This is a genomic window from Bradyrhizobium sp. SZCCHNRI20481, assembly GCF_032485055.1.
In the GTDB taxonomy this organism is placed as follows: domain Bacteria; phylum Pseudomonadota; class Alphaproteobacteria; order Rhizobiales; family Xanthobacteraceae; genus Bradyrhizobium.
In genome coordinates, this window is sequence record NZ_JAUEUE010000006.1 from 355101 (window position 1) to 377661 (window position 22561).

At 68.1% G+C, this 22561-nt stretch carries 16 protein-coding genes; 13 read left to right on the top strand and 3 right to left on the bottom strand.

The features are described 5' to 3' along the window. Positions 1–41: 41 nt before the first annotated feature. From ubiE to QX132_RS12490, 13 genes are all read left to right on the top strand, one after another. Positions 42–803: a bifunctional demethylmenaquinone methyltransferase/2-methoxy-6-polyprenyl-1,4-benzoquinol methylase UbiE gene (ubiE, locus tag QX132_RS12430; protein ID WP_315735623.1), complete on the top strand. Its 762-nt coding sequence runs from the start codon at positions 42–44 to the stop codon at positions 801–803. Beyond that, positions 800–2374 (top strand): 2-polyprenylphenol 6-hydroxylase, encoded by a 1575-nt coding sequence (gene ubiB, locus QX132_RS12435; RefSeq protein ID WP_316161315.1) that lies wholly within the window; start codon positions 800–802, stop codon positions 2372–2374. The genes ubiE and ubiB overlap by 4 nt, the downstream gene beginning before the upstream one ends. Positions 2375–2583: 209 nt before the next feature. Continuing rightward, a complete protein-coding gene (coaBC, locus tag QX132_RS12440) occupies positions 2584–4011 on the top strand; it encodes a bifunctional phosphopantothenoylcysteine decarboxylase/phosphopantothenate--cysteine ligase CoaBC (RefSeq protein WP_316161316.1) in 1428 nt (475 codons plus the stop codon). Further along, on the top strand, positions 4008–4466 hold the full coding sequence (dut, locus tag QX132_RS12445) for a dUTP diphosphatase (protein ID WP_316161318.1): 459 nt from the start codon (positions 4008–4010) through the stop codon (positions 4464–4466). Before coaBC ends, dut begins: the two co-directional genes overlap by 4 nt. Before the next feature lie 189 nt (positions 4467–4655). Beyond that, a complete protein-coding gene (locus tag QX132_RS12450; protein ID WP_316161320.1) occupies positions 4656–7163 on the top strand; it encodes a sensor histidine kinase in 2508 nt (835 codons plus the stop codon). Beyond that, positions 7160–8689, top strand: coding sequence for a tRNA (adenosine(37)-N6)-threonylcarbamoyltransferase complex ATPase subunit type 1 TsaE (gene tsaE, locus QX132_RS12455; RefSeq protein WP_316161321.1), 1530 nt, complete (start codon positions 7160–7162; stop codon positions 8687–8689). Before QX132_RS12450 ends, tsaE begins: the two co-directional genes overlap by 4 nt. A gap of 348 nt (positions 8690–9037) precedes the next feature. Further along, complete coding sequence (locus tag QX132_RS12460; protein WP_008963143.1) at positions 9038–9343, top strand: PilZ domain-containing protein; 306 nt, start codon at positions 9038–9040, stop codon at positions 9341–9343. A gap of 156 nt (positions 9344–9499) precedes the next feature. Further along, entirely contained in the window at positions 9500–10222 is a 723-nt protein-coding gene (locus QX132_RS12465) for a nucleotidyltransferase family protein (RefSeq protein ID WP_315778422.1), read from the top strand. Positions 10223–10510: 288 nt separating this feature from the next. After that, the gene (locus QX132_RS12470; RefSeq protein ID WP_316161322.1) at positions 10511–10654 is read left to right on the top strand and encodes a hypothetical protein; all 144 of its coding nucleotides are present in this window, start codon (positions 10511–10513) and stop codon (positions 10652–10654) included. 649 nt (positions 10655–11303) lie between these two features. Continuing rightward, the gene (addB, locus tag QX132_RS12475; RefSeq protein ID WP_316161323.1) at positions 11304–14450 is read left to right on the top strand and encodes a double-strand break repair protein AddB; all 3147 of its coding nucleotides are present in this window, start codon (positions 11304–11306) and stop codon (positions 14448–14450) included. Continuing rightward, positions 14444–17917 carry a double-strand break repair helicase AddA gene (gene addA, locus QX132_RS12480; RefSeq protein ID WP_316161324.1) on the top strand — a complete coding sequence of 1158 codons (3474 nt, stop codon included), beginning with the start codon at positions 14444–14446 and terminating at the stop codon, positions 17915–17917. The genes addB and addA overlap by 7 nt, the downstream gene beginning before the upstream one ends. A gap of 98 nt (positions 17918–18015) precedes the next feature. After that, positions 18016–18336 (top strand): thioredoxin, encoded by a 321-nt coding sequence (trxA, locus tag QX132_RS12485; protein WP_015663255.1) that lies wholly within the window; start codon positions 18016–18018, stop codon positions 18334–18336. 141 nt (positions 18337–18477) lie between these two features. After that, the gene (locus tag QX132_RS12490; protein ID WP_316161362.1) at positions 18478–19488 is read left to right on the top strand and encodes an ATP-dependent DNA ligase; all 1011 of its coding nucleotides are present in this window, start codon (positions 18478–18480) and stop codon (positions 19486–19488) included. 2 nt (positions 19489–19490) lie between these two features. Here the strand turns inward: QX132_RS12490 and QX132_RS12495 are convergent, their stop codons facing one another. The 3 genes from QX132_RS12495 to accD are packed head-to-tail and all read right to left on the bottom strand — an operon-like array spanning position 19491 to position 22519. After that, the gene (locus QX132_RS12495) at positions 19491–20231 is read right to left on the bottom strand and encodes a metallophosphoesterase family protein (protein WP_315784858.1); all 741 of its coding nucleotides are present in this window, start codon (positions 20229–20231) and stop codon (positions 19491–19493) included. 12 nt (positions 20232–20243) lie between these two features. Further along, positions 20244–21584, bottom strand: a complete 1341-nt coding sequence (locus QX132_RS12500) for a folylpolyglutamate synthase/dihydrofolate synthase family protein (RefSeq protein WP_316161325.1) — start codon at positions 21582–21584, stop codon at positions 20244–20246. Next, a complete protein-coding gene (gene accD / locus QX132_RS12505) occupies positions 21581–22519 on the bottom strand; it encodes an acetyl-CoA carboxylase, carboxyltransferase subunit beta (protein WP_315741229.1) in 939 nt (312 codons plus the stop codon). The genes QX132_RS12500 and accD overlap by 4 nt, the downstream gene beginning before the upstream one ends. Between the last annotated feature and the right edge of the window lie 42 nt (positions 22520–22561).

Consider the following 22561-nt stretch of genomic DNA (forward strand, 5'->3'; position numbering starts at 1 on the left):
TGGCCGCATCGGCGCTATGGTGCTGTATCGGAGTAAGGGTGATGGATCAGCCGGACCAAACCACTCATTTCGGCTTCAGGGATGTGCCTCTGGGCGAGAAGCAGACGCTGGTGAACGACGTGTTTCACAGCGTGGCCTCGCGCTATGACCTGATGAACGACCTGATGTCGGGCGGACTGCACCGCGTCTGGAAGGACATCATGATCAACACGCTCAACCCGCCGAAGAGCGATGCGCCGTTCGCGCTGCTCGACGTCGCCGGCGGCACCGGCGACATCTCCTTCCGCGCCGCCAGGAAGGCCGGCTCAGGCTTCCATGCCACCGTCTGCGACATCAATGGCGACATGCTCGAGGTCGGCCGCCAGCGCGCGCTGAAGCAGGCTCTCGAGGACAAGGTCTCGTTCGTCGAGGGCAATGCCGAGAAGCTCGCCTTCCCCGACCGCTCCTTCGACGCCTATACGATCGCGTTCGGCATCCGCAACGTGCCGCAGATCGAGTTGGCGCTCGCAGAAGCCCATCGCGTGCTCAAGCATGGCGGCCGCTTCCTGTGCCTGGAGTTCTCGACCGTCGAGGTCCCCGGGCTCGACAAGCTCTACGACCTGTTCTCCTTCAACGTGATCCCGCAGCTCGGCCGCGCCGTCACCGGCGATGCCGAGTCCTACCGCTACCTCGTCGAATCGATCCGCCAGTTTCCGCGCCCCAGCGCCTTCGCCGAGATGATCTCGGCGGCCGGCTTCTCCCGCGTGTCCTGGCAGACTCTCTCCGGCGGCATCGTCGCGCTTCATTCCGGCTGGCGTTTGTGATCTCCGCACTCACCCACATTACGCGGCTCGCCCGGGCCGCCTTCGTGTTCGCGCGCGAGGGCGTGTTCGGCGCTGTCGATCCGAGCCTGGCGCCGCCGCCGGGCCAGCTCGCGCTCAAGCTGGCGCGGCTGGTCGAGCGCCCCGGCGCCAAGTCCGGACCAAGATTGTCGCGCGCGCTGGAGCGGATGGGCCCGGCCTATCTCAAGCTCGGCCAGTTCCTGGCGACCCGGCCCGATGTCGTCGGCGTCATCATGGCTCGCGATCTCGAATCGCTGCAGGACCGGCTGCCGCCATTCCCGCAGGCCGAGGCCGAGGCGGTCATCGCCACCGCCCTCGAACGTCCGATCAGCCAGCTGTTCACGCATCTCGGCCCGCCGGTCGCCGCCGCCTCGATCGCGCAGGTGCATCGCGGCGAGGTCGAACACGACGGCATTCGTCGTCCGGTCGCGGTGAAGGTGCTTCGGCCCAACGTCGCCGCGCGCTTCCGCCGCGACCTCTCCGATTTCTTCTTCGTCGCCGAAAAGGCCGAGGCGCATTCGTCGGAAGCGCGGCGGCTACGGCTGGTCGAGGTCATCAACACGATGTCGCGCTCGGTCGCGATGGAGATGGACCTTCGCCTGGAGGCCGCCGCGCTCTCGGAGATGGCGGAAAACATCAAGGACGATCCGGACTTCCGCGTGCCCGCGGTCGACTGGGATCGCACCGCCAACACCGTGCTGACGATGGAGTGGATCGACGGCATCGCGCTGAACGATCACGCCCGACTCGCGGAGGCCAATGTCGATCTGCCCGACGTCGGCCGCAAGGTGATCCAGAGCTTTCTGCGCCACGCCTTGCGCGACGGCTTCTTTCACGCCGACATGCATCCGGGCAACCTGTTCCTGGACCAGCAGGGACGACTGGTCGCGGTCGATTTCGGCATCATGGGCCGGCTCGGCATGAAGGAGCGGCGCTTCCTGGCCGAAATCCTGCTCGGCTTCATCACCCGCGACTATCGCCGCGTCGCCGAGGTGCATTTCGAGGCCGGCTACGTGCCGCCGCATCATTCGGTGGAGAATTTCGCCCAGGCCATCCGCGCCATCGGCGAGCCGATCCACAACCGCACGGCCGAAGAAATCTCGATGGCCAAGCTGCTGACCCTGCTGCTCGAGGTCACCGGCCTGTTCGACATGCGCACCCGGCCCGAGCTGATCCTGCTGCAGAAGACCATGGTGGTGGTCGAGGGTGTCGCGCGCGGCTTCGATCCCAAGCTCGACATCTGGAAGGTCGCCGATCCCGTGGTGCGCGAATGGATCGAGCGCAATCTCGGGCCGATCGGCCGGATCGAGGGCGCCGTGTCCGGCGTCGGCGATCTGGTCCGGCTCAGCGCGACCCTGCCCGTGCTCGCCGCCCGCGCCGCCGCCGTGCTGGAGCACATGGAGACCATGACCCGCGACGGCCTGCGCCTGTCGCCGGAAACCATCGCCGCCATGGGCCGCACCGAAGGCAAGAAGAGCCGCTGGCGCGCCATCGCGCTGTGGGTCATCGCGCTGACCTTCATCGGCATCCTGTTCGCGGTGCTGAGGCTGTGACGAAGATGTAGGGTGGGCAGAGGCGCAGCCGTACCGTTTCCGCGTGCGAGATCGCAGTGGCGCCGTGCCACCGTCCTACCGATGCATGCGCATCGACGGTGGGCACGCTGCCGCCTACGGCGGCTGCTTTGCCCACCCTACGGCTTGATTGCACTGCTGTCATTTTCTGCTAGCATTGCCCTCACAAGGGCAATGCTGGGGAGGCGGTCATGGCGAGCCTGACCATCCGCAAGCTGGACGACTCTCTCAAAACTTATCTGCGACTGCGCTCGGCGCAGAACGGGCGCTCCGTCGAGGAGGAAGTCCGGGTCATCCTGCGCGCGCTGATCGAGCCGGTCGATCCGTCCGAGCCGCCAATGGCGCCGCCAGCTCCAGCCAACCCGTCTGCCCCGCTCGTCCCCCAGCCCGGCCACGTGCGCGACCCGCGCGTTACCCTGATCATCGGCGGCGGCATCGCCGCCTACAAATCGCTCGACCTGATCCGGCGGCTGAAGGAGCGCCACATTCACGTCCGCTGCGTGCTGACCAAGGCGGCGACGCAATTCGTGACCGAGCTCGCCGCATCGGCGCTGTCGGGAGATCGTGTCTTCACCGATCTGTTCGACGCACGCAGCGAGTTCGACGTCGGCCACATCCGGCTCGCGCGCGACTGCGACCTGATCGTGGTGGCACCGGCGACCGCCGACCTGATGTCGAAGATGGCGCACGGCGCCGCCGACGACCTCGCCAGCGCCATCCTGCTCGCGGCGAGCCGGCCGATCCTGCTGGCGCCGGCGATGAACCCGATGATGTGGAGCAACCCGGCGACGCGCCGCAACGCGGCGACCCTGCAGCGCGACGGCATCCAGATGATCGGGCCGAACGCCGGCGAGATGGCGGAGAAGGGCGAGGCGGGTGTCGGCCGCATGGCCGAGCCGACCGAGATTGCGGACGCCGTCGTCGCCATGCTCAAGCCGCCGACGCCGCGCCCGCTCGCCGGCCGCCGCGTGCTGATCACCGCGGGCCCGACCCACGAGCCGATCGACCCGGTGCGCTACATCGCCAACCGCTCCTCCGGCAAGCAGGGCTTTGCGATCGCCGCCGCCGCGCAGGCCGCCGGCGCCGACGTGCGGCTGATCGCAGGACCGGTGGAGCTTGCCGACCCCAAGGGCGTCAGCGTCACCCACGTCGAATCGGCGCGGCAGATGCTCGACGCCGTCGAGGCCGAGCTGCCCGCCGACGTCGCGATCTTCGCCGCAGCGGTGGCCGACTGGCGCGTCGCCAATGAAGGCGGCCAGAAGCTGAAGAAGACCGACAAGGCGATCCCGCCGCTGACGCTGGTCGAGAATCCCGACATCCTCGCCACGATCTCGAAGCTGAAGGAGAAGCGGCCGGGACTCGTGATCGGCTTCGCCGCCGAGACGGAACATCTGATCGACAACGCCAAAGCCAAGTTCGCGCGCAAGGGCTGCGACTGGATCGTCGCCAACGACGTCTCGCCTTCGACCGGCGTGATGGGCGGCGACCGCAACACCGTGCATCTCTTGACGAGGGATGCCGATGGCGTCCATGTCGCGTCCTGGCCGATCATGACCAAGGACGAGGTCGCGACTGCGCTCGTCGCCGAGATCGCCAGAACCATGGGACCCGTTGCGTGACACAGACCATCGCGATCGACGTGCAGATCCTGCCGCATGGCGAGGGCCTGCCGCTGCCGACCTATCAGACCGCACATGCCGCGGGGCTCGATCTGCTCGCCGCCGTTCCGGCCGATGCACCGCTCGTCCTTGGGTCAGGCAGCCATACGATGGTGCCGACGGGATTGTCGATCGCGCTGCCCGACGGCTACGAGGCCCAGGTGCGGCCGCGTTCGGGGCTCGCTGCGCGTCACGGCGTCACGGTGCTGAACGCACCGGGCACGGTGGACGCGGACTACCGCGGCGAGATCTGCGTGCTGCTGATCAACCACGGCAACGAACCGTTTACGATTCGCCGCGGCGAGCGCGTCGCACAGATGGTGATCGCCTCCGTCGTACGCGCCGAGCTCAGCCTCGCGACAACCTTGCCGACCACCGCGCGCGGCAGCGGCGGCTTCGGCTCGACAGGCCGTTGAACTACGGGCTTGCCACTGTTCCGACTCGAAAGAGTCGATCGGCGGACGCATTTTCCTCAGGCGCAACCATCGTTCACGGTCTGGACTCTTACCGCTGGAGTCCTGAAGCGGTTATGGTTGATTGATTCGTGAGACGGCGCGGGCGACGCGATCGGCGCCGCCCGAAACTTCGTGCGGTTTGGGGCAAATATGTCGGGCGTGATCGTGGTGATGCGTCAGACGCTGCTGTCGTGCACGTCACTCGCGCGCAAGGGCCTGATGGGTCTCGCTGCGACTGCGCTTGCGCCGGCGACACCGGGCTTCGCAGGCGTTGGCGTGCCGGCGGATGCGATCACGACGCTGTTCGAGCTGAGCCGTCCTGATGTCGCCGAGGTGACGGCGATGCTGGCGCTGCTCGGCTTCTCCGTCGTCGCCGCGGTCGCGCTGGTGCGCACGCGTCTGGCGGCCGGCCGGAAGGAAGCGCGGCTGCGCGCCGACATCGCCGAGCTGCAATTGCAGGCCGATCGCTACCGCGCGCTGCTGTTCGCCGAGCCGCAGATCCTGATCGCCTGGCCGGCCGGCGGCCACCGCCCGCAGATCTCCGGCGACACTTCGATGCTGGTCCCGCAGGATCAGCCGCAGCGCATTCTCGCCTTCGGAACCTGGCTGCCGCCGGAGCCCGCGCTGCAGCTCGACCGCGCCGTCGACGCGCTGCGCGAGGCGGGCGAGGGCTTCATGCTCAATCTCACCACCTCGCACGGCCATGCGATCGAGGCGATGGGCCGCGCCATCGGCGGCCAGGCCATCGTGCGCATCCGCGAATTGTCCGGTCTGCGCCGCGAGCTCGCCGAGACGCAGCTCCGCTTCAAGGCGCTCGGCGAGGAGACGGAGTCGCTGCGCGGGCTGGCATCGGCGCTGCCGTGGCCGATCTGGGCGCGGCAGGCCAATGGCGCCCTCGCTTACGTCAACGCCGCCTATGCCCGTGCCGCCGATGCCCGCGACGTGCCGGACGCGATCGGCCGCAACATCGAGCTGCTCGACTCCGCCGACCGTACCGACCTGCAGCGCGCACTCGGCGCCAACGGCCGTTTCGAGGGCCGGCTGCCGATCGTGACCGGCGGCGAGCGCCGCATGTATGACGTGCGCGCCTTCATGCTGGGCCACGGCAGCGCCGGCGTCGCCATCGACGCCAGCGAGGCGGCGGCGCTGGATGCGGCCGTGGTGCGGATGCGGGAAGCACACCGGCGCACGCTCGATCAGTTGTCCTCGGGCGTGGCCGTGTTCGACGGCCAGCGCCGGCTCGCCTTCTACAACGACTCCTATCGCCGGCTGTGGGGTCTCGATCCCGCCTTCCTAGACAGCCAGCCGGATGACTCGTCGGTGCTCGACCGTCTCCGCGCCGCGCGCAAGCTGCCCGAGCAGGCCGACTTCCGGGCCTGGAAGGCCAAGCTTCACGAGGCCTATCGCGCCGTCGAGGCCGCCAAGGACACCTGGTTCCTGCCCGACGGCCGCGCATTGTCGGTCGTCACCACGCCGAACCCGGAAGGCGGCGTCACCTATCTGTTCGACGACGTCACCGAGAGCTTCGCGCTTGCGCGCCGCTTCGACGGCCTGATCCGGGTCCAGCGCGAGACGCTCGACAGCCTCGCCGAAGGCGTCGCGGTGTTCGGCTCGAACGGCCGGGTCGAGCTGTTCAATCCGGCCTTCGCCAAGATGTGGCGGCTGTCGCCGGATCAGCTGCGCGAGCATCCGCATATCGACACCGTGGAATCCTGGTGCCATCAGCTCTATGACGACGCGGTCGCCTGGCGCACTATCCGCGAGGCCATCACGTCGATCGAGAACCGGCTCGACGTTGCGCTGAAGCTCGAGCGCAAGGACGGCAGCGTGCTCGACTGCATGAGCCGGCCGCTGCCCGACGGCGCGACCATGCTCACCTTCCAGGACATCACCGACACCGAGAATGTCGAACGGGCGCTGCGCGAGAGCAACGAGGCGCTCGAAGCCGCCGGCCAGATGAAGATCGACTTCGTCCACCACGTGTCCTACGAGCTGCGCGCGCCGCTGACGACGATCATCGGCTTCGCGCATTTCCTGTCCGATCCGTCGACCGGGCCGCTGACGCCGAAGCAGGCCGAGTATCTCGACTACGTCACCAAATCCACCAACGCGCTGCTGGCGCTGACCAACAACATTCTCGACCTCGCCACCATCGATGCCGGCGCCATGAAGCTCGAGCTCGGGCCGGTCGATGCCGCCAAGGCGATCGAGGCCGCGGCCGAAGGCGTGCAGGACCGGCTTGCCACGGATCGCATCCGATTGACGATCGCGGTGGACCCCGATGTCGGCTCCTTCGTCGGCGACGAGCGCCGCGTCGTCCAGGTCCTCTACAATCTGCTCGCCAATGCCGTCGGCTTCTCGCCGCCGGATTCGAGCGTCGCCGTCAGCGCCCGCCGCACTGATCACAGCGTCATCTTCGCGGTCACCGATTCCGGCCCCGGCATTCCGCCCGAGGTGAAGGACAAGGTGTTCGAATGGTTCGAGAGCCATTCGCAGGGCTCGCGCCATCGCGGCGCCGGCCTCGGCCTGTCGCTGGTGCGCTCCTTCGTCGAGCTGCATGGTGGCAGGGTGCGGATGGATTCGGTGGTCGGCAAGGGCACCACGGTCACCTGTGACTTCCCGACCGACCACGTCGCGCAACGCAACGCCGCGGAATGACGGACCAGCTGACATTCACCACCGCGCTGGCGGACGAGACCGCCACCGCCGCCCTGATGGCCGATCTCGCGCTGCTGATCGGCCCGGGTGCACTGATCACGCTCACCGGCGATCTCGGCGCCGGCAAGACGGCGGCGGCGCGGGCGATGATCCGGTACCTCGCCGGCGACGACGAGCTGGAGGTGCCGAGTCCGACCTTCACTCTGGCGCAGAGCTACGATCTGCCGAGCTTCCCGCTGGTGCATGCCGATCTCTATCGCATCAGCGACGCATCGGAGCTCGAGGAGATCGGCCTGTCGCCGCTGCCGGAGGCGACCGTCGTGCTGATCGAATGGCCGGAGCGCGCCGGCGGCACTCTCCCGCTGGACCGCGTCGACATCGCGCTGCGCCACGATCCATCGCAGGGCGACACCGCCCGCAGCGCCGAGATCACCGGCAGCGGCAAGGCGGCCGCGGTGGTTGCACGGCTGAAAGCCTTGCGCGAATTCCTCGCCGAGGCCGGGCACGCCAGATCGCGCCGCGAGCACATGGCCGGCGACGCCTCGACCCGCTCCTATGCGCGGCTCCACAAGGGCGAGCGCGTCTACATCCTGATGAACTCGCCGAAGCGGCCCGACGGCCCGGCGAGCTACAACGGCAAGCCCTATAGCGGCGCCGTGCATCTCGCCGAGGACGTTCGCCCGTTCGTCGCGATCGCCGCCGCCTTGCGCGGACGCGGCATCTCGGCGCCGAAGATCAACGACGCCGATCTCGGCCACGGCTTTCTCGTCACCGAGGATCTCGGACGCGAGGGCGTGATCGAGGGCGACCCGCCACGGCCGGTCGTGGAGCGCTACGAGGCCGCAGTCGATGTTCTGGCGTCGCTGCATGGGCAGGACGTGCCCGCCGTGCTGCCGCTGGCACCGCAGGTGACCTACAAGGTCCCGACCTTCGACGTCGACGCTATGCTGATCGAGATCGGCCTGATGCTCGAATGGTACCTGCCCGACCGTGGCGTGGAGCTGTCGCAGGTGCTGCGCGCCGAATTCCTGGAAATATGGCGCGAGTTGCTGGAGGCGCCGCTCGCATCTAAGCCGACCTGGGTGATCCGCGACTATCATTCGCCGAACCTGCTGTGGCTGCCGTCGCGCGAAGGCATCGCGCGCGTGGGCGTGATCGACTTCCAGGACGCGGTGATGGGCCCGCCGGCTTACGACGTGGTCTCCCTGGCGCAGGACGCCCGGATCGACGTGTCGGCGGAGATCGAGCAGGCGCTCCGAGAGCGCTACATCGCCGCACGCCAAGCTGCGCCGACGGACTTCGACGCCGACGAATTCGGCACGCACTATGCAATCATGTCCGCCCAGCGCAACACCCGCCTGCTGGGCACCTTCGCCCGCCTCAACCGCCGTGACGGCAAGCCGCACTACCTCAAGCACCAGCCTCGCATCTGGGACTATCTCCACCGCGCGCTGGCGCACGCGGCGCTGGAGCCGCTACGCGATTGGTACGCGGCGAATGTGCCGCCACCGGCTGGCGTAGCTTGAGGCACCCTCTCACGGCACCGACGGTGCGCTCCCCTCCCCCTTGCGGGGAGGGGTCGGGGTGGGGGTCTCCGGGCGAGACTCAAAGTGACGAGCGCAGACCTCTAGCCATCAGCGGCAATCATGACCGCCGGCGGCTGTCAGCTGCCGGTCCGAGTAAACCAACAAATTCAGCATCCGTGGCCCCCCCACCCCCAACCCCTCCCCGCAAGGGGGAGGGGAGCGGACCGCCGTTGTGGGAAGAGGACGCGCCAAAACCACCCACCCGCGTCGCTTTACCGGTTCTTAGCCATCCCCCCTTACCTTGCGCCCGCGGCGCCGGTTGCGCGCCGCGCATGAATGGAGGTTGCGATGGCAGAGCGGATGAAGGGCGAACGCGTCGTCTTCGAGCGCGGCATCCCGGCTTTCATGATGGGCATCGACGGCACCTGGCGGCGCAACTGCACCATTGAGGACGTCTCGGAGACCGGGGCGAAGCTGACGGTCGAGGGCTCGGTCGAAGGCCTGCACCTGAAGGAGTTCTTCCTGCTGTTGTCGTCGACCGGCTTGGCCTACCGGCGCTGCGAGCTGGCCTGGGTCAATGGCGACCAGATCGGCGTCACCTTCCTGAAGCAGGGCAAGAAGAAGACCAACAAGCGCGCCACAGCGGAGGCCTGACGGCGCACCGGGAGACACCTGCGGCATCCTGCATCGGGACGACGGCGCCGCCGTCGCACATTCGTCATCGCGCCGGGCTATCGCAACCGACCGAGACGATAGATGTTTTTGCGTGGTATGATTCGTGCGTACCACCTTTGATCGAGATTGCCTGAGATGCCCGTCAAGCCGCACAAAGCCATGGTCCTCGCCGCCGGTCTCGGATTGCGCATGCGCCCACTGACGGAGACGATGCCCAAACCGCTGGTGCGCGTCGCCGGCCGCCCGCTGCTCGACCATGTGCTCGACCGCCTCGCCGAAGCCGGGGTCACCGAAGCCGTCGTCAATGTCCACTATCTCGCCGACCAGATCATCGCGCACACGGCCGCGCGCAGCACGCCCCGCGTGATCATCTCCGACGAGCGCGACCAGGTGCTCGGCACCGGCGGCGGCGTCGTCAAGGCGCTGCCGCTGCTCGGCCACGAGCCGTTCTTCCACGTCAACTCCGACACGATGTGGATCGAGGGCGTGCGCCAGAACCTCTCGCGTCTCGCCGACGCGTTCGATCCGGAGCGCATGGACATCATGCTGCTGATGGCGCCGACCGCGACCTCGATCGGCTACGCGGGTCAAGGCGACTACGCGATGCTCGCCGACGGTACCTTGCGCAAGCGCCGGGAGCATCAGGTGGTGCCGTTCGTCTATGCGGGAGCGGCCATCATCTCGCCCGCGATCTTCGATGGCGCGCCGTCGGGCGAGTTCTCGCTGACGAAGATGTTCGACAAGGCGAACGAGCAGGACCGCCTGTTCGGCCTCCGCCTCGAAGGCGTGTGGATGCATGTCGGCACGCCGGCCGCGGTGGCGGAAGCGGAAGAGGCTCTGATGGAGAGTGCGGCGTAGCGGACTGCCCGACGGGCGAATCAAGTCGGTGCATTGCGCGATTTGCTCCGCCTCGTCGGCGCCGACCCTGCGCTGGCATCGCTCAAGTTATCTGCGTCGAGAAACTATTTTCGTCCGCACATTCAACCCGATCCCGCTCGTCGCATTCGACGCGCACAAAATTCTTCTTTCGCTTTTACAGAATTCGTGTTCTCTCATGCGCATCCCGCCTCGTTGCGAGGGGCGTATCGCGGTCGTCACGAACGTTGAGCGCGGGATGCGATGGCCTGTCAGAACCGCAGCGCGCTCATGCGCGCCGACGAACGGTTTTGGCAGGACGGCGAAATCGTAAGGTCCCGGCATCCCGATGCTGATGCCAAGCTCGCGCCGCTGCTGACGCCGCGCGCGGGCGACGGTGGCTACAAGCCGGCACACCGAGGAGAGGACGTATAAGCCGTCAACCCATCGCGCAGGGAAGGCCGGGTCGTTCCGGCTGAACCTGTGGTTCCTGCCCCGTGCACTCTTTCACGCACGGGGGCCACGGGCCTCAGCCGAGGCCCGGCCTTCCCTGCGCCCTTGCTTCGGATGAGGGCGAACGATTTGCATCACTCGGGCGCGACGGCGTCGCGGGAATGAGGACGCATGAGGCGCGGTCGGTGGCCTGCCTAAGATGGCGAATCGGGCGAAACTGCTTCCTCATATTCAGTGTCGTCCCGGCCAAGCCCTGGCATCGCGCAGCGAGGCCAGGGCTTGGCCGGGACCCATATCCACAGGGGGGCGTGTTGCGTAGGCTAGCCATGACCATCGCGCCACAAACATCAGCCTGGGCTATGGATCCCGGGTCGGCGCCTCCGACAGCGCTGACGCGCCGTCAGAGGCTTGCCCGGGACGACGGCGAATATGCGGAGGTCGCGTGATCACCTCACTTCATCCGAGTGGCGAACGTCATCCCGGACCGCCGCTTCACGCCGCGAACTGCCCCACCCGCAAGTTCTAGGCAGCCGAGCGCAGCCGCACCTATCAACACCCATCCACACCCCCGATATGACCTGCGGCCGATCGCTCCCTATATAGACGCCTCGAGCAACCCGAATCGCAGGCCATGCGCGTCTTCACCGTTCCCATCTCGGCACCGTTCCTGCGCAGCGTGATCGCCGCGCTGGTCGATGGCCGGCTGGTCGACGGCTTCGAGGCGCGCAGCGATCCCGCCCGGCTCGCGACCGCGACGCTGTATCTGCCGACACGGCGCTCCCTGCGGGTGGCGCGCGAGATGTTCCTCGACGAGCTGAAGACCGATGCCGCGGTGCTGCCGCGGCTCGTCGCGCTCGGCGACATCGACGAGGACGAGCTCGCCTTCGCGGAGGATCGCGACGCGTTCCTCGGGCCGGCGCCGCTGGAGATTCCGGAACGGCTCGACGACCTGCAGCGCCGGCTCACCTTGGCGCGGCTGGTCGCGGCCTGGGCCAAGACGCCGGTCTCGGCGCCGCTGGTGATCGGCGGCCCGGCCTCGACGCTGGCCCTGGCCGGCGACTTGGCGCGGCTGATCGACGACATGGTGACGCGCGGCGTGTCCTGGGATGCGCTCGATGCGCTGGTGCCGGATCAGCTCGACAAATACTGGCAGTATTCGCTCGAGTTCCTGCGCATCGCGCGGACCGCGTGGCCGGCCTATCTGCAGGAGATCGAGCGCATCGAGCCGGCGGCGCGGCGCGATCTGCTGATCGCGGCCGAAGCGGCGCGGCTGTCGGCGCATCCCGATGGTCCCGTCATTGCCGCAGGCTCCACCGGCTCGATGCCGGCCACGGCAAAATTCCTGCTGGCGGTGGCGAAGCTGCCGCATGGTGCTGTCGTGCTGCCGGGGCTCGACACCGATCTCGACGAAGCCGCGTGGAGTTCGATCGGCGGCAGCAAAGATCGCGGCGGCCGCGTGCTGACGCCACCCGCCGTCAACCATCCGCAATATGCGATGCACCTGCTGCTCAAACGCTTCGGCCTAGAGCGGCGCGACGTGGTCCGTCTCGCCCCAACCGGCCGCGGCGGCCGCGAGGTGCTGATCTCAGAAGCGATGCGGCCGTCGGAAGCGACGGCGATGTGGCACGAGCGGCTGCGCCAGTTCGACATCGCCGCCAACATCGCCGAAGCAATGGACAATCTCGCTGTCGTCGCGGCCCCCAATCCGGAGATGGAGGCGCTGGCGATTGCGATCGCGATGCGCGAGGCGCGGCATCTCGGCAAGTCGGCCGCACTGGTGACGCCGGACCGCGCGCTGGCGCGCCGCGTGATGGCGGCGCTGACGCGCTGGCACCTGACGTTTGACGATTCCGGTGGTGACGCGCTGCTGGAGACGCCGGCCGGCATCTTCGCCCGCCTCGCGGCGGAAGCTGCAGCGCGCGGGCTGGAGCCGCCGACCTTGCTGGCTCTGCTCAAGCATCCGCTGTGCCGGCTCGGCCGCGCCGCGAATGGCTGGAAGAGTGCCATCGAGACGCTGGAGCTCGCCATGCTCCGCGGCACCCGGCCACAAGCCGGAAGCAGCGGGCTTGCGCGCGACTTCGCGCGCTTCCGCGACGAGCACACCAAGCTGCACCAGGACGAAGCATCATCGCTGCACAAGGCCGAGCCGCGCGCGCGTCTCAGTCCCGAGCAGCTCGACCGCGCCGGCGCGCTGATTGCGCAATTGCAGACGGCCTTGGCGCCGCTCGAAAACCTCGCCTCGCCGCGCCCGCAGGATTTCGCCGAGCTCGCCGCGCGGCATCGCGAGGTGCTGATCGCGCTGTCGACCGACGATGTCGGTCTCAGCACCGCCTTCACCGATCGCGACGGCGCCGCGCTGGCGCGCTGCTTCGACGACCTGCTCGCGTCCGGCGAGCGCTGCGGCCTGATGGCGCCGCTGTCGGACTATCCGGATCTGTTCCATACCGCCTTCTCCGATCGCGCGGTGCGCCGCCCCGAGCGCCACGGTGCGCAATTGCAGATCTATGGTCCGCTCGAAGCCCGGTTGATGCAGGCCGATCGCATGATCATCGGCGGCTTGATCGAGGGCGTGTGGCCACCGGCGCCGCGCATCGATCCCTGGCTCAGCCGCCCGATGCGGCATCAGCTCGGCCTCGACCTGCCGGAGCGCCGCATCGGACTATCAGCACACGATTTCGCACAACTGCTCGGCGCGCCCGAGGTGATCCTGACGCACGCCGCCAAGTCGGGCGGCGCGCCGGCCGTGGCCTCGCGCTTCCTGCACCGTCTCGAAGCCGTCGCCGGCGCCGAGCGCTGGAAGGCGGCGACCGCGCGCGGCGAGACTTACGTCCGCTATGCCGAGGTGCTCGACCAGCCCGCCGCGGTGAAGCCGATCGAGCAGCCGGCGCCGAAGCCGCCGCTGGCAGTGCGCCCGCTGCATATGTCGGTGACCGCCATCGAGGACTGGCTGCGCGATCCCTACACCATCTTTGCGCGCTACATCCTGCGGCTCGATCCGCTCGATCCCGTCGACATGCCGCTGTCAGCGGCCGATCGCGGCTCGGCGATCCACGAGGCGATCGGCGAGTTCACGCAGACTTATGCTGATGCCCTGCCGCTGCATCCGGCGCATGCGCTGCGCGTCATCGGCGAGAAACACTTTGCGCCGCTGATGGAGCGGCCCGAGGCGCGGGCATTGTGGTGGCCGCGTTTCCAGCGCATCGCCGGCTGGTTCGCGGCGTGGGAGACCGCGCGGCGCGCGCAGATCGGCGCCATCACCGCGGAGATCCGCGGCGAGATCGGCATTCCCTTGGATCAGGGCCGCACCTTCATGCTGTCGGCGCGCGCCGACCGCATCGAACAGCGTGCCGAGGGCACCTACGCCATTCTCGACTACAAGACTGGCCAGCCGCCGACGGCCAAGCAGGTGCGCATGGGGCTGTCGCCGCAGCTCACACTCGAAGCCGCGATCCTGCGCGAAGGCGGCTTCGAGGGCATCCCGGCCGGCAGCATGATCAGTCAGCTCGTTTATGTCAGGCTGTCCGGCAACAATCCGCCAGGCGAAGAGCGCATCCTCGAGCTGAAGATCAACAAGAGCGACACGCCGCAGCACCCGGACCAGGCCGCGCAGGAGGCGCGCGCCAAGCTCGAAGCACTGATCCGCAGCTTCGAGGATGTCAATCAAGGCTACACCTCGCTGAACCTGTCGATGTGGGCGAACCGCTACGGCAGCTATGACGACCTCGCCCGCATCAAGGAATGGTCGGCGGCCGGCGGACTGGGAGTCGAAGAATGGTGAAGGCGCCCCGCCCCATTCCGCAGGCCGTGCGCGAGGCGCAGACGCGCGCGTCGAATCCGGCGGCGTCGGCCTTCGTGTCGGCGAATGCCGGCTCGGGCAAGACGCATGTGCTGGTGCAGCGCGTGATCCGGCTGCTGCTCGACGGCGTGCCGCCGGAGAAGATCCTCTGCATCACCTTCACCAAGGCCGCCGCCGCCAACATGGCCGAGCGCGTGTTCTCGACGCTCGGCCATTGGGTGACGCTCGACGACGACGCGCTCGACAGCGCGATCCAATCCACCGGCATCCCAAACCCCGACAAGAAGCTGCGGGCGTCGGCGCGAAAGCTGTTCGCCAGCGCGCTGGAGACGCCGGGCGGGCTGAAGGTGCAGACCATTCACGCGCTGTGCACGCGGCTTCTGCAACAGTTCCCGTTCGAAGCCAACGTGCCGGCGCGGTTCTCGGTGCTCGACGAGCGCGACCAGACCGAGATGATGGAGCGCGCCAATCTCAAGGTGCTGCTCGACGCCGCGCGGGCGCCCGACAGCGCGGTCGGCCGCGCGCTGCAGGTGGCGATGGCCAATGCGGCGGACTCGACCTTCAAGGAGGTCGTGCGCGACGCCTGTCTCAGCCGCGATCACTTCATGGCCTGGACCGATGGCGCGGGGCGCGTCGAGGTCGCGGCGCAACAGCTCGGCGAGGTGCTCGGCATCAGCGCCGACGAGACGCTGGAAGCCATCGAGCGCGACATTGTCGACGGCCCCAATCTGCCACTGAGGGACTGGACCGACATCGCCGGCCGGCTCGACGGCGGCGCCAAGACCGATCAGAAGCAGGCCGAGCAGTTGCGCGCGGCGCTGGCGTTCTCGGGCGCCGATCAGGTCGATGAATATCTCCGCGTATTCCTGACCGAGGACAAGGAGCCGCGGAAGTCCCTGCTCACCAAGAAGTTCGCCGACGCCAATCCCGGCATCGCCGGCCTATTCGAATCGGAAGCGCGCCGGCTCGACCGCCTGATCGAGAAGCGCCGCGCGGCGGTCGTGCGCGACCGCACCGAGGCGCTGCTGCAGATCGCCACCGCGGCGGCTGCGAACTATCGCCGCGAGAAGGAGGAACGCGGCCTGCTCGACTATGACGACCTGATCGACAAGACCCTGGCAATGCTCAACCGAGTCTCCGCCGGCTGGGTGCACTTCAAGCTCGACCGCGGCGTCGATCACGTGCTGATCGACGAGGCGCAGGACACGAGCCCACGGCAATGGGACATTGTCGCCCACATCATCGAAGAGTTCACCGCCGGCGCCGGGGCGCGCGACGGACTCACGCGTACGATCTTCGCGGTGGGCGACGAGAAGCAGTCGATCTTCTCGTTCCAGGGCGCCGACCCGCACGAGTTCGATGCGCGCCGGCGACAGTTGCAGAAGCGCTTCACCGACGCCGGGCTGTTGTTCGACCCGGTGTCCTTCACCTATTCGTTCCGCTCCGGGCCGACGGTGCTGCACGCGGTCGACCACGTGTTCCGCGAGCGCGACGTCTACAGCAGCATTCACTCGCCTGACATCGGCCATCCCATCCACAACGCGCTGACCGATGCCGGACCGAGCATGGTCGAGCTATGGAGCCTGTGCGAGCGCGACGACCGCAAGGAGATCGAGGGCTGGCGTGCGCCGTTCGACGGCGTCTCCGTCACCAGCCCCGAGGTCAAGCTTTCCAGGCGCATCCAGGCCGAGATCAAGCGGCTGATTTCGACGGGCACGATGACCGGCCATGACGGCGCGCGACGGCGGCTGAGCTATGGCGACATGCTGATCCTGGTGCGCCGTCGCGGCAACGCGTTCGACGCGGTGATCCAGGCGCTGAAGCATGCCGGCATCCCCGTCGCGGGCGCCGACCGGCTGAAGCTCACCGAGCACATCGCGATCATCGACCTGATGAACCTCGCCGACGCGCTGCTGCTGCCGCAGGACGATCTGGCGCTGGCAACCGCGCTGAAGAGCCCGCTGTTCGGGCTCGACGACGACGATCTGTTCAAGCTCGCCTGGCAGCGCCGCGGGTCCTTGCGAGATGCGCTCGTCGCGCACGCGACAACGGACGAGCGGCTGCAGGGCGTGGTGCGCCGGCTGCAGCAATGCGAGCGCCGTGCCGCCGAGGACACGCCGTTCGCCTTCTATGCCTGGCTGCTCGGCGGCGATGGCGGCCGGCGAGGCGTCCTGGCGCGGCTGGGTCACGAGGCCAATGACGCCCTCGACGAATTCCTCGAGCTCGCGCTGTCCTACGAGCGCAAGGCGCCGGCTTCGCTGCAGGGATTCATCGCCTGGCTGCGCGCCGCCGACACCGAGGTGAAGCGCGACATGGAGATCTCGCGCGACGAAGTGCGGGTGATGACCGTGCATGGCGCCAAGGGCCTCGAGGCCTCCGTCGTCTTCCTGGTCGACACCACCTCGTCGCCGGCGGATTCGCAGCGGCTGCGGCTGATCCACGTGCCGCATGGCGAGCAGGAGATCGTGGTCTGGGCCGGGCGCAAGGCCGACGATCCGCAAGCCGTCGCGGCGGCACGCGTGGCGATGCTTAAGGAGACCGAGGACGAATATCGCCGGCTGCTCTATGTCGCGATGACCCGCGCCGCGGATCGGCTGGTCATCGGCGGCTGCATGCCGGGCAACATGAACAATGTCCGCGGCGGCAGCTGGTACGACCTGATGGCGCGCGGGCTCGATGCCGCGGGGCTGCAGATCGAGGTGATCGAAACCGAAGACGGACCGGTCAAACGCTATGCGCGGGCCGAGGACATCGCGGAAACCGCTGCTGACGAAACGCGGCGCATGGTCGAGACGGCGGTCGAGCTGCCGGCTTGGCTGCGCACGGCGGCGGTGGAGGCGCCCGGCGAGGTCGCCGTGCTCAGGCCGTCCGATCCATCCGCCGACGAGCGGCCGGTGCGCACGGGCGAATCGCTGGCGGCGCGCAGTCTTGCGATGCAGCGCGGCACGCTGGTGCATCGCCTGCTGCAGTCGCTGCCCGACGTGCTGCCGGAGCGGCGCCGCGACGCCGCGCTGCGATATTTGATTCGCAACGCCGCCGACTGGCCGGACGATGACCGTGCGGGTCTCGCGGACCGCGTGCTCGCCGTCATCGAAGACCCGCGCTTTGCCGCGGTGTTCGCGGCCGGGAGCCGGGCGGAAGTCTCGATCGTGGGCCGCCTCGCACTGGCCGGCCAGCCGCCGGCGCTGGTCTCCGGCCAGATCGACCGACTGGTGGTGACCGAGGCCGAGGTGCTGATCGTCGACTTCAAGACCAACCAGCAGCCGCCCGCGGAGCTGGCCGAGGTGCCCCCAGCCTATGTCCGGCAGCTCGCGCTGTACCGCGCCGTGCTCGGCCAATTGTACCCCGGGCGCGCCGTCCGGGCCGCCCTGCTCTGGACCGAAGCCGCTGAATTCATGGAGCTTCCGGCCTCCGCGCTGGACGCCATGCTGCCATCCCAGCACGTCTGAGTGAGCCCGCTTGACCCGGCATCACGCCATTCCTACTTTGACACCCACGCTGAGGCGGCGCGTCCGCGCCGCTCCCTCCAACCGAACGAGGTAATCCCATGGCCGTTGGCAAGGTTTCCGACGCCGATTTCGAAAGCGAAGTGCTCAAGGCCGACGGTCCGGTCGTGGTCGACTTCTGGGCCGAGTGGTGCGGCCCGTGCCGCATGATTGCACCGGCCCTCGACGAGATCTCGAGCGCGATGGGCGACAAGGTCAAGATCGTGAAGCTGAACGTCGACGAGAGCCCGAAGACGGCCTCGAAGTACGGCGTGATGTCGATCCCGACCCTGATGGTGTTCAAGGGCGGCGAGATGGCCTCGCGCCAGGTCGGCGCCGCGCCGAAGGCGAAGCTGCAGCAGTGGATCTCGTCGGCGGTGTGACGCGTCGAGAACCATGATTTTTGTCGAGCGGCCGGCGGAATCGCCGGCCGTTCGCGTTGATGGGTGTGAGTCAGCGTTTCGGATGTCGTCATGCCCGCCCGCGCCCATCGCTCGCCGTCCCGCAAATCCGGCCTGCTGGCCATGGAGGCGCGCTCGGTGGATGCAATCCCGCGCGGCGAGGACTGGCAATACGAGCCGAAATGGGACGGCTTCCGTTGCCTGCTGACGCGCGACGGCGCAACGGTGACGATGCAGTCGAAGGCCGGCGAGGACCTCACGCGCTACTTCCCCGAGGTCGTCGCTGCGGCGCGCGAGCTCGAGGCGACGAGCTTCATCCTCGACGGCGAGCTGGTGGTGCCGCAGGCGAAGTCGTTCTCGTTCGATGCATTGCTGCAGCGGATTCATCCCGCCGCTAGCCGGGTGAAGAAGCTATCGGTGGAGACGCCGGCGCTGTTCCTGGCCTTCGATCTGCTGGCGAGTGGCAAGAAGGAGCTAGTGACGCACACGCTGCACGAGCGGCGGCCGGCGCTGGAAGCGTTCGCGAAGGCGAACTTCGCCGGGCATCCGAGTTTCCGGCTGTCGCGGGCGACGACGCGCTTCGCGACCGCGCAAAGCTGGCTGGCGCAGTCCGGCGGCGGCTCGGATGGCGTGATCGCCAAGCGCCTCGACCTGCCCTACCAGGCCGGCAACCGCGAGGGCATGCAGAAGATCAAGCGCTACCGCTCAGCCGACTGCGTGATCGGCGGCTTCCGTTACGCCACCAACAAGGGCGCCAACGGGCGCAAGCTGGTCGGCTCGCTGCTGCTCGGGCTCTACGACGATGACGGCCTGCTGCACCACGTCGGCTTCACCTCCGCGCTCAAGAAGGAGGAGAAGCCCGCGCTGACCGACAAGCTCGAGCCGCTGATCTCGCCGCCCGGCTTCACCGGCAATGCGCCGGGCGGGCCGAGCCGGTGGTCGACCGAGCGCTCGGCGGAATGGTGTCCGCTGAAGCCGAAGCTGGTGATCGAGGTCTGCTACGACCATTTCTCCGGCGAGCGCTTTCGCCACGGCACCTCGATCCTGCGCTGGCGCCCCGACAAGGCGCCGAAGCAATGCACCTTCGAGCAGCTCAAGCAGAAGGTTGCTGATCCCTTGAAGCTGCTCGCGTGAGGTCAGCGGATCCAGCCGGTCGCGAGCGCAGCGGCGAATTCGCCGTCGCCATTGGCGCGCGCGAGCGCGGCCATGGCCTGGTGATCATAGGGCACGTGGCGGAAGGTCACGCTCCAGCCGGCCGACCGCTGCTCCAGGATCGCGTAGCGCGCATCGGGCGTGCCCGCTTCGACGACATGCGGATGCGGCACGTCGTAGGAATAGCCGGGACTGCCGACGCTGCCCGGATTGACGATCAGCCGCCCGTCGCGCAGGCGCACCGCGCGGGCCGTGTGCGTATGGCCGCACAGGATCAGCGGCTGCGAGATATCAGCGGCAAGTTTCTCGATCGCATCGAGCGGCGCGCAAGTGATCGCACCGTCCTGAGCGACGCTCTCGAGCCAGTAGACGTTATCGTCGTCGGGCGTCGCGTGACAAAGGAAGGCCTGGTCCCGATAGACGGCGGTTGCCGGGATCGCGCGCAGCCAGTCGAGATGATCAGCTTCGAGCTGGGCGTAGGCGGGTCGCTCCCAAGCCCCCATCTTCTCCGGCGGCCGATCGATCAGCCAGCGGTCATGATTGCCGCGCACATGCATCGCCTCGAGCGGCATCAGCAAGTCCATTGTCTTGCGCGCGTCGAGCGGACCACTGGCCATGTCGCCGAGGTTGACGATATCAGTCACGCCTTGCGCCCGGATGTCGGCCAGCACGGCTTCGAGCGCGAGATGGTTGCCGTGGACGTCTGCGATCGCGGCAAAGCGCATGCGCTATTCCCCTCAGGTCGGCGGCGTGCCGTTGAGGTCGAGCACGTGCCCTGCGAGATAGAGCGACCCCGTGATCAGGATACGCGGCGGGACCTCATAGGCAAGCCGCGCGATGCTGGCGAGCGCGGACGCGACGCCATCGGCGATCTCGACGCGCATGCCGAGCGTGCGCGCGGCGGCGGCCAGATCAGCCGGCGCCATCGCCTTGCTCTCATTGGGTATCGGCACGACGATGATGTGCCGCGTCAGGCCCGCGAAATTGGCGAGGAACGCCGCCGCATCCTTATTGCCCATCATCCCGACGATCACGACGAACTGCCGCGACACGCGTTCCTCGAGGTCGCCGATCGCCGCCGCAACGACGCGGCCGCCGTCCGCGTTGTGGCCGCCATCGAGCCAGATCTCCGCGCCCTGCGGGGCGATGGCGGTGAGCGCACCGCTCGACAGCCGCTGCATGCGCGCCGGCCATTCAGCGCCGACGATGCCGTCCTCGAACGCCTTGGTGGTGAGCTTGAACTGATCGACCGCGCGCAAGGTCGCGATCGCGAGGCCCGCATTGTCGAACTGATGCCGGCCGAACAGTTTTGGCGCCGGAAGATCAAGAAGACCACGGTCGTCCTGATAGACGAGCCGGTTGCGCTCGACACCGACGTGCCAGCTCTCGCCGGCGGCAAACAACGGCGCGCGCTGGCGCCTGGCCTCACGCTCGATCACGGCCATGGCATCGGGCTCCTGCGCGGCCGAGATCACCGGACAGCCGCGCTTGATGATGGCGGCCTTCTCGGCCGCGATCAGCGCGCGGGTGTCGCCGAGAAATTCCATGTGGTCCATGCCGATCGGGGTCAGCACCGACGCTGCGACCTGCTCGAGCACATTGGTGGAATCGAGCCGGCCACCGAGGCCGACCTCGAGCAGCACGACATCGGCCGGATGCTTCGCGAACAGCACGAACGCCGCGACGGTCTTGACCTCGAAGAAGGTGATCGGCGCGCCCGCATTGACACGCTCGCATTCCAGCAGCGCGGAGATCAGCTCCTCGTCGTCGACGAGGACGCCGCCGCCGACCTTGCCGAGCCGATAGCTCTCGTTGATGCGCACCAGCCAGGGCGAGGTGAAGACGTGGACGCGCAGGCCCGCCGCTTCGAGCATGGCACGGAGATAGGCGACAGTGGAGCCCTTGCCGTTGGTGCCGGCGACGTGGATCACCGGCGGCAGCTTGCGCTCGGGATGACCGAGCTGGCCGAGCAGCCGGTGCATGCGTTCGAGCCCGAGCGAAATCTTGCTCGGATGCAGCACGGACAGCCGCGCGATCAACTCGTCGAGCGAGGGCGGTGACTTGGCGAGATCGTTCACGCGGTCGGCGCGACCGCCGGCGCATCCGCCGCCTCAACGGCCTTCGCGGGCGGCGGCAGCTGCGGCGCGGGCTTGGCGTGTTCGACAGCCGGCGCCTTGGTCAGCAGGCGACACAGCCGCGCCAGGGTCGGGCGCAGGTCATGACGATGCACGACCATGTCGACCATGCCGTGGTCCAGGAGGTATTCAGCGCGCTGGAAACCTTCGGGCAGCTTCTCGCGAATGGTCTGCTCGATCACCCGGGCGCCGGCGAACCCGATCAGCGCGCCGGGCTCGGCGATGTGGACGTCGCCGAGCATCGCGTAGGACGCGGTGACGCCGCCGGTGGTCGGATTGGTCTGCACGACGATGTAGGGCAGCTTGGCCTCGCGCAGCATCTGTACGGCCACCGTCGTGCGCGGCATCTGCATCAAGGACAGGATGCCTTCCTGCATGCGCGCACCACCGGAGGCCGCGAACACGATGAACGGCGACTTCTTCTCGACCGCGAGTTCGAGGCCACGCACGATCGCTTCGCCCGCGGCCATGCCGAGCGAGCCGCCCATGAAATCGAAATCCTGCACGGCGATGACAACGCCCATGCCTTCGAGCTTGCCGAAGCCGACCTTGACCGCATCGTTCATGCCGGTCCGCGCCCGGGCATCCTTGATGCGGTCGGCATAGCGGCGTTCGTCACGGAATTTCAGTGGATCTGGCGTCACCTCGGGCAGGGCGACGTCGAACCAGGTCTCGTTGTCGAACATCGACTTCAGCCGCGCCACCGCGCCCATGCGCATGTGGTAGTTGGAGCCGGGAATGACGAACTGGTTGGCCTCGACGTCCTTATAGAACACGAGCTGTCCGGAATCCGGGCACTTGATCCAGAGGTTCTCCGGCGTCTCGCGGCGCAGGATGTTGCGGATCTTCGGCCGGACCACGTTGGTAAGCCAGTTCATGTGTCGCTCCGTGTTGCGGTCGCCCGGATATATGGCGGGACG

What these genes read in the sequence shown, in the direction of transcription:
- ubiE (WP_315735623.1), top strand. Translation starts at nt 42, where the DNA reads ATGGATCAGCCGGACCAAACCACTCATTTCGGCTTCAGGGATGTGCCT.
- QX132_RS12490 (WP_316161362.1), top strand. Translation starts at nt 18,478, where the DNA reads ATGGAGGCGCGCTCGGTGGATGCAATCCCGCGCGGCGAGGACTGGCAA.
- QX132_RS12450 (WP_316161320.1), top strand. Translation starts at nt 4,656, where the DNA reads ATGTCGGGCGTGATCGTGGTGATGCGTCAGACGCTGCTGTCGTGCACG.
- trxA (WP_015663255.1), top strand. Translation starts at nt 18,016, where the DNA reads ATGGCCGTTGGCAAGGTTTCCGACGCCGATTTCGAAAGCGAAGTGCTC.
- QX132_RS12465 (WP_315778422.1), top strand. Translation starts at nt 9,500, where the DNA reads ATGCCCGTCAAGCCGCACAAAGCCATGGTCCTCGCCGCCGGTCTCGGA.
- tsaE (WP_316161321.1), top strand. Translation starts at nt 7,160, where the DNA reads ATGACGGACCAGCTGACATTCACCACCGCGCTGGCGGACGAGACCGCC.
- QX132_RS12495 (WP_315784858.1), bottom strand. Translation starts at nt 20,231, where the DNA reads ATGCGCTTTGCCGCGATCGCAGACGTCCACGGCAACCATCTCGCGCTC.
- QX132_RS12470 (WP_316161322.1), top strand. Translation starts at nt 10,511, where the DNA reads ATGCGCGCCGACGAACGGTTTTGGCAGGACGGCGAAATCGTAAGGTCC.
- coaBC (WP_316161316.1), top strand. Translation starts at nt 2,584, where the DNA reads ATGGCGAGCCTGACCATCCGCAAGCTGGACGACTCTCTCAAAACTTAT.
- QX132_RS12460 (WP_008963143.1), top strand. Translation starts at nt 9,038, where the DNA reads ATGGCAGAGCGGATGAAGGGCGAACGCGTCGTCTTCGAGCGCGGCATC.
- addB (WP_316161323.1), top strand. Translation starts at nt 11,304, where the DNA reads ATGCGCGTCTTCACCGTTCCCATCTCGGCACCGTTCCTGCGCAGCGTG.
- accD (WP_315741229.1), bottom strand. Translation starts at nt 22,519, where the DNA reads ATGAACTGGCTTACCAACGTGGTCCGGCCGAAGATCCGCAACATCCTG.
- addA (WP_316161324.1), top strand. Translation starts at nt 14,444, where the DNA reads ATGGTGAAGGCGCCCCGCCCCATTCCGCAGGCCGTGCGCGAGGCGCAG.